This window comes from Xanthomonas sp. WHRI 6108, assembly GCF_040202385.2.
Classification (GTDB): Bacteria; Pseudomonadota; Gammaproteobacteria; order Xanthomonadales; family Xanthomonadaceae; genus Xanthomonas; species Xanthomonas arboricola.
Genome location: NZ_CP168198.1, coordinates 3,149,815 through 3,162,194 on the forward strand (window position 1 = coordinate 3,149,815; position 12,380 = coordinate 3,162,194).

Annotated in this window: 11 protein-coding genes and 1 pseudogene; 7 read left to right on the forward strand and 5 right to left on the reverse strand. The window is 66.7% G+C overall.

Features of this window, described 5'->3' with window-relative positions; genetic code table 11:
• Positions 1–4: 4 nt before the first annotated feature.
• Positions 5–754 carry a 2,3-diphosphoglycerate-dependent phosphoglycerate mutase gene (gpmA, locus tag ABQ039_RS13245; RefSeq protein WP_016904068.1) on the reverse strand — a complete coding sequence of 250 codons (750 nt, stop codon included), beginning with the start codon at positions 752–754 and terminating at the stop codon, positions 5–7.
• Positions 755–857: 103 nt separating this feature from the next.
• Between gpmA and nfi the strand changes: the two genes are divergently transcribed.
• The 3 genes from nfi (at position 858) to ABQ039_RS13260 (ending at position 3,600) form a co-directional block, all read left to right on the forward strand.
• Positions 858–1,571 carry a deoxyribonuclease V gene (gene nfi / locus ABQ039_RS13250; protein WP_349778040.1) on the forward strand — a complete coding sequence of 238 codons (714 nt, stop codon included), beginning with the start codon at positions 858–860 and terminating at the stop codon, positions 1,569–1,571.
• Positions 1,572–1,995: 424 nt separating this feature from the next.
• A complete protein-coding gene (locus ABQ039_RS13255; protein ID WP_104544089.1) occupies positions 1,996–2,886 on the forward strand; it encodes a pirin family protein in 891 nt (296 codons plus the stop codon).
• A 252-nt stretch (positions 2,887–3,138) separates the two neighbouring features.
• On the forward strand, positions 3,139–3,600 hold the full coding sequence (locus ABQ039_RS13260) for a hypothetical protein (RefSeq protein ID WP_054592994.1): 462 nt from the start codon (positions 3,139–3,141) through the stop codon (positions 3,598–3,600).
• Between the two features lie 91 nt (positions 3,601–3,691).
• Here the strand turns inward: ABQ039_RS13260 and ABQ039_RS13265 are convergent.
• Both ABQ039_RS13265 and ABQ039_RS13270 read right to left on the reverse strand, forming a co-directional pair.
• Positions 3,692–4,131: pseudogene (locus ABQ039_RS13265) on the reverse strand (OsmC family protein).
• A 34-nt stretch (positions 4,132–4,165) separates the two neighbouring features.
• On the reverse strand, positions 4,166–5,023 hold the full coding sequence (locus tag ABQ039_RS13270; RefSeq protein WP_184518428.1) for a pirin family protein: 858 nt from the start codon (positions 5,021–5,023) through the stop codon (positions 4,166–4,168).
• A gap of 229 nt (positions 5,024–5,252) precedes the next feature.
• Here ABQ039_RS13270 and ABQ039_RS13275 point away from each other — a divergent pair, with 229 nt between their 5' ends.
• Together ABQ039_RS13275 and ABQ039_RS13280 are read left to right on the forward strand one after the other, a co-directional pair.
• Positions 5,253–7,325 (forward strand): carbon starvation CstA family protein, encoded by a 2,073-nt coding sequence (locus ABQ039_RS13275; RefSeq protein WP_054592997.1) that lies wholly within the window; start codon positions 5,253–5,255, stop codon positions 7,323–7,325.
• A complete protein-coding gene (locus ABQ039_RS13280) occupies positions 7,325–7,549 on the forward strand; it encodes a YbdD/YjiX family protein (protein WP_016904074.1) in 225 nt (74 codons plus the stop codon). Before ABQ039_RS13275 ends, ABQ039_RS13280 begins: the two co-directional genes overlap by 1 nt.
• A 393-nt stretch (positions 7,550–7,942) precedes the next feature.
• On the opposite strand, the gene ABQ039_RS13285 is transcribed toward ABQ039_RS13280, so the two are convergent.
• A complete protein-coding gene (locus tag ABQ039_RS13285; RefSeq protein ID WP_184456984.1) occupies positions 7,943–8,647 on the reverse strand; it encodes an HAD family hydrolase in 705 nt (234 codons plus the stop codon).
• A 240-nt stretch (positions 8,648–8,887) separates the two neighbouring features.
• On the opposite strand from ABQ039_RS13285, the gene ABQ039_RS13290 reads away from it, so the two are divergent.
• Together ABQ039_RS13290 and ABQ039_RS13295 are read left to right on the forward strand one after the other, a co-directional pair.
• On the forward strand, positions 8,888–9,652 hold the full coding sequence (locus tag ABQ039_RS13290; protein WP_184456981.1) for an ankyrin repeat domain-containing protein: 765 nt from the start codon (positions 8,888–8,890) through the stop codon (positions 9,650–9,652).
• A 36-nt stretch (positions 9,653–9,688) separates the two neighbouring features.
• Positions 9,689–10,855 carry an XVIPCD domain-containing protein gene (locus ABQ039_RS13295; RefSeq protein ID WP_154832369.1) on the forward strand — a complete coding sequence of 389 codons (1,167 nt, stop codon included), beginning with the start codon at positions 9,689–9,691 and terminating at the stop codon, positions 10,853–10,855.
• Between the two features lie 178 nt (positions 10,856–11,033).
• Here the strand turns inward: ABQ039_RS13295 and ABQ039_RS13300 are convergent, their stop codons facing one another.
• Entirely contained in the window at positions 11,034–12,284 is a 1,251-nt protein-coding gene (locus ABQ039_RS13300; RefSeq protein ID WP_349778092.1) for a DUF819 family protein, read from the reverse strand.
• Between the last annotated feature and the right edge of the window lie 96 nt (positions 12,285–12,380).

The window sequence follows — 12,380 nt, forward strand, 5'->3', positions numbered from 1 at the left end:
GCGATTACTTCGCCTTGCCCTGGTTGGCCACCGCTTCGGCGGCACGTTTGGCCGCTTCCGGGTCGCCCAGATAGCGGAAGCTTTGCACCTGCAGGTTGTCGTCCAGCTCGAACAGCAACGGGATCCCGGTCGGGATGTTGAGCTCCAGGATCTGCTCGTTGGAGACATCGTTGAGGTATTTGTACAGCGCACGCAGCGAGTTGCCGTGCGCGGTCACCAGCACGGTCTGCCCGGCCTTCAACTGCGGTGCGATCGCGTCGTGCCAGTACGGCAGCACGCGCACCAGCGTGGTCGCCAGCGACTCGGTACCCGGCAACGCGTTGCGGTCCAGGGTGGCGTAGCGACGGTCGTGACACGGATGCCCCGGATCGTTGACGTCCATCGCCGGCGGCGGGATGTCGTAGGAACGGCGCCAGATCTTGACCTGTTCTTCGCCGTGCTTGGCTGCCGTCTCGGCCTTGTCCAGCCCCTGCAGGCCGCCGTAGTGGCGCTCGTTGAGGCGCCAGCTCTTGGACACCGGCAACCAGTCCTGGTCGAGTTCCTTCAACGCGCCCTGTAGCGTGTGGATGGCACGCTTGAGCACCGAGGTGTGCGCCACATCGAACTGCAGGCCTTCGTCCTTCATCAGCTTGCCGGCCGCAGCGGCTTCCTGGCGGCCTTGCTCGGTGAGTTCCACATCCACCCAGCCGGTGAAACGGTTGTCCAGGTTCCATTGGCTCTGGCCATGGCGCAGCAGTACGAGTTTGCGGGTCACTACGGTTCTCCGATTGGGGGCCGATCAGCCTGCGATTGTAACGGCAGCCAGCGCATCGCAGGCGTGCACGACACCGCCACGCCCGGCGCGCGATGCTGCAGCCATGCAAACGATCGATCCCGTCTTTGCCGGTTGGGATGGCAGCGTCATCCAGGCGCGACAGTTGCAACAGCAACTGGCACACCGCGTGGTGCTGCAGGACCAGGCCGGCGCAACACCGCAGCTGCTCGCCGGCTTCGACGTCGGCTTCGAAGACGACGGCCAGACCACACGCGCAGCCGCGGTGCTGCTGGATGCAGACACGCTGCTGCCGCTGGAGACGCATGTCGCGCGCGTGCCCACCTCGATGCCCTACGTACCGGGGCTGCTCAGCTTTCGCGAGCTGCCGGCCTTGCTGCAGGCGCTGGCACTGCTCTCGCGCCCGCCCGATCTGGTCTTCATCGACGGCCAGGGCATCGCGCATCCGCGCAAGCTCGGCATCGCCGCGCACTTTGGCGTGGTGACCGGCTTGCCCAGCATCGGCGTGGCCAAGCAACGCCTGGCAGGCAGCTTCGTCGAGCCGGGACCCGAGCGCGGCGACCACAGCCCGATCCTGCTGGGCGGCACGCAGATCGGCTGGGCGTTGCGCAGCAAGCTGCGCTGCAATCCGCTGATCGTCTCGCCTGGCCATCGCGTCTCGATGCAGGGCGCGCTCGACTGGGCGCTGCGTACCCTGCGCGCCTATCGCCTGCCCGAGCCCACGCGCCTGGCCGATCGGCTGGCCTCGCGGCGCGGCGAGATCGCCCTGTACACCGCTGCGCCCTCACAACTGCTCTAGCGCGCGGCAGTCAATCGCGATCGACACGCTGCGTGCCTGCAGCCGTCGTCCACGACGAACGAGCTCGGTGCGCCCGCGCTGGCCGCCAGCGCGCCATGCAACGACGTTCCAGTGCGCGGCATCCAGGCCTGGCGCGCATCGGCGCTAGCGATACCGGCGCGAACTCTTTCGCAATCGAGCGATGATGCTTGCTGCGACAAGGCACGTCATCGTCGCGAAAGATTTCATTCCTCCCATCAATGCAGCACATCGCTGCACGCGGCTCGACTGCCATCGCGCGGCATGCGCCGCTCGCCCTTGAAAACACGTCGCCCGCCTCGTACGTGACACTGCCTCCGGGACGATCTGTCTTGGTGGAGCGCTCGCCCGGCCGCGTGCGCGCATGCAAAGCTGGCGGCCACTCCAGCCACTGCGAGCCGCCGCCATGACCACCTTGATCGCTCCCCGCGTGCACGACATCGGCGGGCTGGAAGTCCGCCGCGCCGTGCCCACGTTGCAGGCGCGCAGCGTCGGCCCGTTCGTGTTCGTCGACCACATGGGCCCGGCGGTGCTGGAGCCGGATCACGGCATCGACGTGCGTCCGCATCCGCATATCGGCCTGGCCACGGTCACCTTCCTGTGGTCCGGCGAGATCGGCCACCGCGACACCTTGGGCTCGGACCAGGTGATCCGCCCCGGCGACGTCAACTGGATGACCGCCGGCCGCGGTATCGCCCACTCCGAGCGCACGCCCGGCCCCGAGCGCGCCCGCACGCATGCGCTGCACGGCATGCAGACCTGGATCGCACTGCCGCGCTCGGCCGAAGAAACCGCGCCCGCCTTCCATCACCACGCCGCCGCCAGCCTGCCGCAGCAACGCCGCGATGGCGTATGGCTACGCGTGATCGCCGGACGTGCGTATGGCGAGGAATCGCCGGTGCAGGTGTTCAGCGGCACGCTCAATGTCGCGCTGGATCTGCAGCCGGATGCGGAGATCGACCTGGACACCGGCCATGCCGAACGTGCGCTCTACATCCTGGAAGGCGAGGCGCAGCTGGATGGCGCCGACGTGCCCACGCGCCACCTGATCGTGCCCTCGCCCGGCAGCCGCGGACGCCTGCGCGCCAGGACGCCGCTCAAGGCGATGCTGCTCGGCGGCGAGCCGCTGGATGGCCCGCGCCACCTGTGGTGGAACTTCGTCTCCAGCTCCAAGGAGCGCATCGAGCAGGCCAAGGACGACTGGCAGGCCGGTCGCTTCGGCAGCATTCCCGGCGACGACAAGGAATTCATTCCGCTGCCGGAAACCCCGGCCCCCAAACCGGTCAACTACCCCTGACCGCAGGCTGTCGCGCGAGCGCCGCGCAACCCACCCAGGTCTCGAAACGGAAGTGCCGGTGTGCACGACCGATTGCAGCCCAGCCTGCGAATTGCGCTTGAGCTTGCAGCCACACCTGTGGTAGTGATGCCCCCATAGGTTGGGGACAGGTTGCGTGCGGGCACAGCCGGGCGGGGAGCGCACGGGGCTGATGCGGCGACACGCGCGACGACGCTGTCCCTGCGCAGACATCCAACGCCGGGGAACACTTGAATGAAGTCCGCATCCTGCCTTGTCGGCCTGAGCCTGTTGCTGGCCGCCGCCACCGTTCACGCCCAAACCTCACCGGTCTGCCCGCCGCTACCGCCAGCCTCCGGGCTGCAGTGGAGCGAGCTTGCAGGCGCGGACTATCTGGTCTGCAAGGCCATGACTGCCGACGGTCGCCAGGTCGTCGGGGTGATGCTGACCACCCGCGACCCGGCGATGACGCTGGCGCGCGACCGACGCGCGGAGAAAGGCCAGATCCAGCAGGAGGAGTTCTACTGGTACAAGCTCGACCTGGGCGGCCGCGAGCTGCCGGGCATGGAGTCGCGCCGCGTCACCGTGGTCGAGCTGGGCAAGAAGCGCTACGCGCAGCTATGGATCGACGGCGCCAACAGCGAGGAACTGGCCTCGATGCAGTCGCTGGTGCAGAACATGGACCTGCAGCCGGCCAGCCTGGCACTGCAGCGCTGAGGCAAGCGGTCGTGACGCGCCAGGGTATGCCGACCTGACGCGGTCTTTCAGGAGAGCCGGCGGAGCACCCGCATGCGGCTCGCCTGCGCTTTCAAACGCCTGCCGCCGCAGCTGACGCGTCGCCGTCGCCCTGCAATGCCGTATCGATCCTCACCTCGCCGGTGAGCAGGCGATGGATCGGGCACTTGTCGGCCACCTCCAGCAGGCGCGCACGCTGCGCATCGTCCAGCGTGCCTTCCAGCTCGACCTGCCGCGTGATCCGCGTGCCCGCAGCGCCGCGCTGGGTGTAATGCAGATGCACATGCACCGCCGTCAACGGCCACTGCTTGCGCGCGGCCACCATCGACACCGTGATCGCGGTGCAGGCACCCAGGGCGCCCAACACCTGCGACTCCGGATCCGGCCCGGCGTCGGCGCCGCCATTGGCCGGCTGGGTGTCGCCGCTCCAGCTATGCCTACCATCATGCCATCATGGATGCTCACGGTGTACGGCACCGCGCCGGTGCTGACACTGACGGGCCGGTCACTCATGCCGCTAACCCCGCGGTGGCTGCAGCGCGCCGGCTCAAAACCGGCCTTCCTGGAAATCGACGAAGGCCTGCATCAGTTCCTGCTTGGTGTTCATCACGAACGGGCCGTGCCGCATCACCGGCTCGTTGAGCGGGCGGCCCGCCACCAGGATCAGCTGCGCACCGTCTGCACCGGCCCGCAGCGTCAGGCGCTCGCCGCCGCCGAGCACCGCCAGTTGCTGCGCCGGCAGCACACGCGCGGCATTGCCCTCGCCCACCGTCACCGCGCCTTCGAATGCGTAGGCAAACGCGTTGTGGCCACTGGGCATTACATAGTCCCAGGCCGCATCCGGTGCCAGTGCGATATCCAGGTACACCGGTTCGGTGGCCGGTTGCACGATCGGGCCACGCACCTCGCCCACCGCGCCGGCGATCACCTTGACCGTGACGCCAGGCGCCGGCTGGGCGACCGGAATGCGTTCCGGGGCGTACTCCTGGTATTTGGGGTCGGTCATCTTGTCGCGCGCCGGCAGGTTCACCCACAGCTGGAAGCCGCGCATGCGCCCGGATTCCTGCTCGGGCATTTCCGAATGGATCAGCCCGCGCCCGGCGGTCATCCATTGCACGCTGCCCGGGGTCAGCAGCCCCTCGTTGCCGTGGTTGTCCTTGTGGCGCATGCGCCCGTCCAGCATGTAGGTCACCGTCTCGAAGCCGCGGTGCGGATGGCTGGGAAACCCGGCCAGATAGTCTTCGGCCTTGTCGGTGCCGAACTCGTCCAGCATCAGGAACGGGTCTAGGTCCGGCAGCTGCTGGGTGCCGATCACGCGGGTCAGCTTGACTCCGGCACCGTCGGAGGCAGGCATGCCACGGATGGTGCGCAGCACGTGCGCCGCTGCGGTGGTGGTGGTGCTCATCGACCTCTCCCTGCGTGAATGACTGGCTCGAATAATGGATGCAGCCGGCACGCGGCCCAACCGCGACCGGCGCAACCGATCGTTCCAAAACCCGCCGGCACCGCCGCGCGGTCCGGCAGGCGTCACCACGACGCTCTACAACTAAAGTTTTACCTCGGCCCGGAACGGCGCCATTGACCCCGGGCGGGCAGAGGGTGACCCTTGGGTGAATCGTTCCTGAGGGGCATGCATGAAAGGGTTCTCAAAGCTGGCCTGGGGCGCGCTGGCGCTGCTGGCCGCGTTCTGTCTGGGCACCGTGGCGCTACGCCGCGGCGAACACATCAACGCGTTGTGGATCGTGGTGGCGGCGGTGTCGATCTATCTGATCGCCTACCGGTTCTACAGCCTGTTCATCGCCGACAAGGTGATGCAGCTGGACGTCACCCGCGCCACGCCCGCGGTGGCCAACAACGACGGCCTGGACTACGTGCCCACCAACAAGCACGTGCTGTTCGGCCATCATTTCGCCGCGATCGCCGGTGCCGGGCCCCTGGTCGGCCCGGTGCTTGCCGCACAGATGGGCTACCTGCCCGGCCTGCTGTGGCTGGTGGTCGGCGTGGTGTTCGCCGGCGCGGTGCAGGACTTCGTGGTGCTGTTCCTGTCCAGCCGCCGCAACGGCCGCTCGCTGGGCGATCTGGTACGCGAGGAAATGGGCCAGGTGCCCGGCACCATCGCCCTGTTCGGCGCCTTCCTGATCATGATCATCATCCTGGCGGTGCTGGCGATGGTGGTGGTCAAGGCGCTGGCGGAAAGCCCGTGGGGCATGTTCACCGTCATCGCCACGATGCCGATCGCGCTGATGATGGGCGTGTACATGCGCTACATCCGGGTCGGCAAGATCGGCGAGATCTCGGTGGTCGGCCTGATCCTGCTGCTGGGCGCGATCTGGCTGGGCGGCAAGGTCGCGGCGGATCCGAGCTGGGGCCCGGCATTCACCTTCACCGCCAAGCAGATCACCTGGATGCTGATCGGCTACGGCTTCGTCGCGTCGGTGTTGCCGGTGTGGCTGCTGCTGGCGCCGCGCGATTATCTGTCCACCTTCCTCAAGATCGGCACGATCCTGGCGCTGGCGATCGGCATCCTGGTGGTCATGCCGGATCTGAAGATGCCGGCACTGACCCAGTTCGCTTCCACCGGCGACGGCCCGGTCTGGAAGGGCGGTATCTTCCCATTCCTGTTCATCACCATCGCCTGCGGCGCGGTTTCCGGTTTCCATGCGCTGATTGCCTCGGGCACCACGCCCAAGCTGCTCGCCAATGAAGGCCACATGCGCTACATCGGCTACGGCGGCATGTTGATGGAATCGTTCGTGGCGGTGATGGCGCTGGTGGCCGCATCGATCATCGAGCCGGGCATCTACTTCGCCATGAACAGCCCTGCCTCACTGGTCGGCAGCGACACGGTGGCGGTGGCGGCCAAGGTGTCCGAATGGGGCTTTGCGATCACGCCGGAGGTGCTGGAAGCCACGGCACGCGACATCGGCGAGCACAGCATCCTGGCACGCGCCGGTGGTGCGCCCACCCTGGCGGTGGGCATCGCGCAGATCCTGCACCAGCTGCTGCCGGGCGAAGACACCATGGCATTCTGGTACCACTTCGCGATCCTGTTCGAAGCACTGTTCATCCTGACCGCCGTGGACGCCGGGACGCGTGCGGGCCGCTTCATGCTGCAGGACCTGCTGGGCAATTTCATCCCGGCGCTGAAGAAGACCGAATCGTGGGCGGCCAACATCATCGCCACCGCCGGTTGCGTGGCGTTGTGGGGCTACCTGCTGTACACCGGCGTGATCGACCCATTCGGCGGCATCCAGACCCTGTGGCCGTTGTTCGGCATCTCCAACCAGATGCTGGCCGGGATCGCACTGATGCTGGGCACGGTGGTGCTGTTCAAGATGAAGCGCGACCGCTACGCCTGGGTGACCCTGGTGCCGGCGGTGTGGCTGCTGATCTGCACCACCTATGCGGGGCTGATCAAGATCTTCGACAGCAACCCGGCGCAGGGCTTCCTGGCGCAGGCGCACAAGTACCAGGACGCCATCGCCAGCAACACCATCACCGCGCCGGCCAAGACGGTGGCGCAGATGCAGCAGATCGTCACCAATGCCTACGTCAATACCGGGCTGACCGTGCTGTTCCTGTTCGTGGTGGGTTCGATCCTGATCTACGCAATCAAGACCATCGTGATTGCGCGCCGCAATCCGCAGCGTAGCGACCGCGAAACCCCGTACGTGGCCTTGCAGCCACACCAGATGGCGGATCTGTAATGGGCACCCAACTCGTTCTCGCCAGCCAATACCAGGTGCATCGCCGCATCTGGCGGCGGCTGATCCAGACCGCACGCCTGTGCTGCGGCATTCCCGATTACGACAACTACGTGCGCCACATGCTGGAAAAACACCCCGACAAACCGGTGATGGACTACCCCACCTTCTTCCGCGAGCGCCAGGACGCGCGTTACGGCGGCAAGAGCGGGTTTCGCTGCTGCTGACCGGATGATCGGATAGGTGGCGACTCGGAACGCAACAGGGCGCGATGCGAATCGCGCCCTGTTGCGTTGATGGCTTGGGATTGCTGCAGGGCCCTTGCCCGCCCACCCTCGCGGGACACGCCGCAAGTACGTCCGTGTAGGCTCTTACGCGGCATCCATGCCGCGTAAGGTCCCGCGACGGTGGGCGGGCAAGGACCCGTCGAGAGGGTCGGTGTGCGTGGTTGCAAGCAGTGCATGAGGTGCATTGGTCGGATCGGTGTGCGTCGACCAGCGTCTCACCACCCCTCTGTCATTGCAGGTCGATTGCACGGTCCGGCCCGGTCGGTTGCAGAATGAGAGGGCTGCGATTGCGCCACCATCGACACTGCGTCCAAGACGTCCTGCCGGCAGCTCTCAGCTAGCGCGTTTTTGCGCCAGCCGCTCGAACAACGCAGGCAACTCGCGCATATCGTCGAACACCGCCAGCACACCGATGCGACGCAGGGTGTCGGCGTGGCCCTGCGGAATATGGCTGGCGCCGGTAAACCCCAGCACCTGCATGCCGGCCGCCAACGCGGCAGTCGCACCGGTGGGGCTGTCTTCGATCACCAGGCAGCGCTCCGGCGCAACGCCCAGGGTGCGTGCGGCCAACAGATAGACATCCGGCGCCGGCTTGGGCCACTCGACCATGTCGGCACTGAAGATGTGCCCTGCCGCGCGTGCGGTGAGCCCCACCCGCTCGACCGAGGCGATCACATTGTGGCGGCGGCTGTTGGAAGCCACCGCCAGCGGCAACGGAATCTGCTCCAACGCGTCGCGCACGCCGGCAATCGGCTGCACCTCGGCCTTGATCAAGGCTTCGCTGCGCGCCTGGATCTGTGCCAGCAAGGTCTCCGGTAGCTTTACTGCGAAGTGTTCCTGCACGCGTAGCAATACCTCGCGCGTGGTCTGCCCGAACGTTGTGCCGAGCAACTGCTCCAACGCTTCGGCCGGCACGAAGGCCGCCAGCGCCTCGCGCATCACCCGGTCGGCCAGTATCTCGCTGTCGACAAGCACGCCATCGCAATCGCTGATCAGTAATTCGTAGACCATTGCACCCATCTGCTCGCAAAGCACCATTATGCCGGCCGCGTTGTGACCGTTGGCTGTGGCGGAGTGCATGCGCGCGTGAGACTCGTCGTGATGCATCGGCGACATGCCGATACAACGACGACAAACGGCCTCGACCAGCGAAACCCGCGGCGCCGGCATGTCACAAAATCTTACCGCGCGTCGTCCAGGCAGCTGGTAGGATCGGCCCGGCTGCGGAAGGACACACCGCAGTGCCACCAGGAATGCGATCAGGAGAAGGAGATTTCGATGCAGACGCGATTCCCCACCCTGCTCGTTCTTGCGACCTCGTTTTTCGCGGTCTCATGCACCGCCTCGCCCGGTGCCAAGGAGCAAACCACCATGTCAGCTACGCTGCAGGACCACACCGTTGCCTTCCGCGACCCCGGCCTGACCGATATCGCCAACGCCATCGCGCACGGTGATGTCGCCCGAATCCGCACGCTCGCACCGACAGTCGATCTCGCCGCACACGGCGACCAGAACGTCACCTTGCTCGAGTGGGCGATCTGGAACGAACAACCCCGTGCCCTTGCGGCATTGCTCGATGCCGGCGCAGATCCGTCGTTGCCGGGCATGGACCAGGAAACGGTCGTGCATATGGCGGCCATGGCGAAGGATGCGGAATATCTGAACATCCTGTTGCAGCACAAGGCGCCGGTCGATGTGGTCAGCGCGCGCGCCGGGTGGACGCCGTTGTTCCGCGCCGTGCAGAGCAAGCGCGATGCGCAGACCGCGTTGTTGATCGAAGCAGGCGCCGATCTACAGCGCGTCGACAATACCGGCAACAGCGTGCTGCACCTGGCCGCACAAAGCGGCGCGGCAAGCCCGGCAGTGCTGCAATTGCTCGAGGCCGGGGTGGATCCCACGCTGCGCAACGCGCAACAGAAGACCTTCCAGGCGTATTTCTTCACCACCCCGGACCGCCTGCTCAATGCCGCCGGCCAGCAAGCCAGGTCGGACGTGCGCGCATGGTTGAGCGCCCACAACATTCCCGTGGAAAGCAGCCGCTAAGCGGGCTTTTCGCACGACGAACGCAAGGAGCCGCGCATGAGCCCGTCAAATTCCTCGTCCACCCCATTCGCAGAGTCGATGCGTGGACAGCAACCGCAGCCGGAAGACCGCCAGTTCCCGGCGCTGCTGCAAGACCTCTATGCCACTGCCTCGCAGCGACGCGAAGGCGGCGCCGAAACCTTTGCGCCGCTGCCCAACGGCTGGACGCGCATGGACGACAGCACGCTGCAACGGGCGGGCATCGACCCCGGCCTGCTGCACGATGCCAAGAGCGGCTTCGATGCCGCGTTCTACCGCAACGAACAGGGCCAGGTGGTACTCGGCTTCTGCGGCACCGACGAAGGCAAGGACTGGAAGCACAATCTTGGCCAGGGCCTGGGCTTCGACGACGCGCAATACGCGTCTGCCATCCAGCTCGGCAGCCAGGCCAAGCAGGCGTTCGGCGACCAGGTGGTGATCTCGGGGCATTCGCTCGGCGGCGGCCTGGCGGCCGCGTCGGCGATGGTCAACGACATCCCCGCCGTGACCTACAACGCCGCCGGCGTCAACGACCGCACGCTGGAACGCCAGGGCCTGGATGCCTCGGCAGCCAAGGACTACGCCAGCAGCGAGTTGATCCGCGGCTACCACGTCAAGAACGAGATCCTCACCCATCTGCAGGAAGACAGCATTCCGCTGAAGTGGGCGATGCCCAATGCGGCCGGCCATCAGATCGAGCTGCCGGAACCGGACCCATTGTCGTTCGGACGACGCCTGGTGCCGGGCATGATGTTGAAGCATCGCCTGGACCTGCACGGCATGGACTCGGTGATGAAGGCACAGGAGATGCAATCGCCCGGGCAGGCGCAAGGTGCAGGCAGCCAGTTGTTCAACGACGCGGTGGTGCGCCTGGACGGCCAGCGCGAACGCCTGGGCCTGCGTGACGACACCGCGTTTCTCAACACCGCCGCCAGCGTGGCCGCGCGTGCGAGCAGCGACGGCCTGCAGCGGATCGACCACCTGGTGCCCAACCGCGACGGCGACAGCCTGATTGCGGTGCAAGGCCGGATGGACGACCCGGCGCATCTGCGTAGCCATGTGCAGACTGCCTCGGCGGCCAACGAGCCGGCGCACGGCAATGTCGATCAGCTGCAGCAGCACAATCAGCAGCAGTCGCAGCAAAGCACGCAGCAGGAAGCGCAGCGGCGCGGCCTTCAGCAGTAACCATGACCGGGCACTGGCGCTGGCCAGTGCCCGCCTCAAGGCTGACAGCACCTCGCAAGCGCTCGCCGAAGGGATGTAGCCAGTACATCCGGCACTGCGCCAATGCGTGATACCTCCAGGTAACCCCGGCACTTCCTGCCCCCCCCCCCGACGACTACACCGACCGTGCGACGGTCGGTCAGCCCGCTCCCGCCATCGCGCGCAAGGTGATGCCGACCAGATAGGCCAGATAGGTGCCGGTGGCGTAGCCCATCGTGCCCAGCAGCACGCCGACCGGGGCCAGGGCCGGGTGGAACGCGGCGGCCACCACAGGTGCCGAGGCCGGCCCACCGATATTGGATTGCGAGCCGATCGCGAAATAGAAGAATGGCACCCGCAACAGGCGGCCCAGGCCCCACAGCAACCCGATATGCACCGCGATCCAGATCAGCCCGAGCAGGAACAGCCAGGGCCGGTCCAGCAGCGCCAGCAGATCCATCTGCATGCCGATACAGGCGATCAGGAAGTACAGCAGCAGTGAACCGATCCTGGAAGCTCCGGCTCCTTCCAGCGTGCGCGCACGGGTGAAGCTCAGCAGCAAGCCGATGCTGGTTGCCAGCACCACCACCCACACGAACGGCGTGTCCAGGCTGAACTGGCTGGACCAGCGCAGCTTGGCCTTGCACCACGCAGCCAGCGGACTGGCCAGCGCGTGCGCCAGCCCGACCCCGCCGAACGCCACCGCCACGATCAGCATCAGGTCGGCCAGGCTGGGAATGCGCGCGTGTTCGGCCTGGAACCGCGCCATGCGCTCCTGCAGCGCATCCAGCGCGCGGGTATCGGCGCCGCTGCGCGCATCGATGCTGCGCGCGCGCCCGGCCAGGAAGATCAGCGCCGCCATCCACACATAACCGACGCCCACATCCACCACTGCAAACTGCCCGAAGGTGGTGGCATCCACATCAAACACCTCGCGCATCGCCAGCATGTTGGCCCCACCGCCGATCCAGCTTCCCGCCAGCGCGGCCATGCCGGCCCAGGTATCGCCGGCCACCGTGGCCGGATGCACCCAGCCCATCACCCAGAACGCCACCACCGCGCCCAGCATGATGCTCAGTGACGCACCCAGGTACATGGCGACCAGCTTGGGCCCCAGCCCCAGGATGGCGCGCAGGTCGATGCTCAGCGTGAGCAGGATCAGCGCGGCCGGCAACAGCACGTCGCGCGCGATCGGGTTGTACAGGCGGGTATTGGCACCGTCGATCAGGCCGACGGTGTTGTAGATGCCCGGCAGCAGGTAACACAGCAGCAGCGCCGGCACCACGGCGTAGAAGCGTCGCCACATCCCCTGCTCGCGCGAGGAGGTCCAGAACACCGCTCCCAGCGTGGCGGCGATCAGGCCGAAGACCACGATATCGTTTTGGATCAAGGCAGAACCGGCGGCATTCACTAGGGGCGACATTCTCGACAGGGGCCGCCAAGGTGCGGATCGCAGCAAGAATGGCCGATCGGTCGTGTCCAGTCGACTGGATCCGCAGGCGACTCC

Bases quoted from the DNA above. Each gene is read 5' to 3' on its own strand.
- nfi (WP_349778040.1), top strand. From the start codon at position 858: ATGCAAACGATCGATCCCGTCTTTGCCGGTTGGGATGGCAGCGTCATC.
- ABQ039_RS13255 (WP_104544089.1), top strand. From the start codon at position 1,996: ATGACCACCTTGATCGCTCCCCGCGTGCACGACATCGGCGGGCTGGAA.
- ABQ039_RS13260 (WP_054592994.1), top strand. From the start codon at position 3,139: ATGAAGTCCGCATCCTGCCTTGTCGGCCTGAGCCTGTTGCTGGCCGCC.
- ABQ039_RS13270 (WP_184518428.1), bottom strand. From the start codon at position 5,023: ATGAGCACCACCACCACCGCAGCGGCGCACGTGCTGCGCACCATCCGT.
- ABQ039_RS13275 (WP_054592997.1), top strand. From the start codon at position 5,253: ATGAAAGGGTTCTCAAAGCTGGCCTGGGGCGCGCTGGCGCTGCTGGCC.
- ABQ039_RS13280 (WP_016904074.1), top strand. From the start codon at position 7,325: ATGGGCACCCAACTCGTTCTCGCCAGCCAATACCAGGTGCATCGCCGC.
- ABQ039_RS13285 (WP_184456984.1), bottom strand. From the start codon at position 8,647: ATGGTGCTTTGCGAGCAGATGGGTGCAATGGTCTACGAATTACTGATC.
- ABQ039_RS13290 (WP_184456981.1), top strand. From the start codon at position 8,888: ATGCAGACGCGATTCCCCACCCTGCTCGTTCTTGCGACCTCGTTTTTC.
- ABQ039_RS13295 (WP_154832369.1), top strand. From the start codon at position 9,689: ATGAGCCCGTCAAATTCCTCGTCCACCCCATTCGCAGAGTCGATGCGT.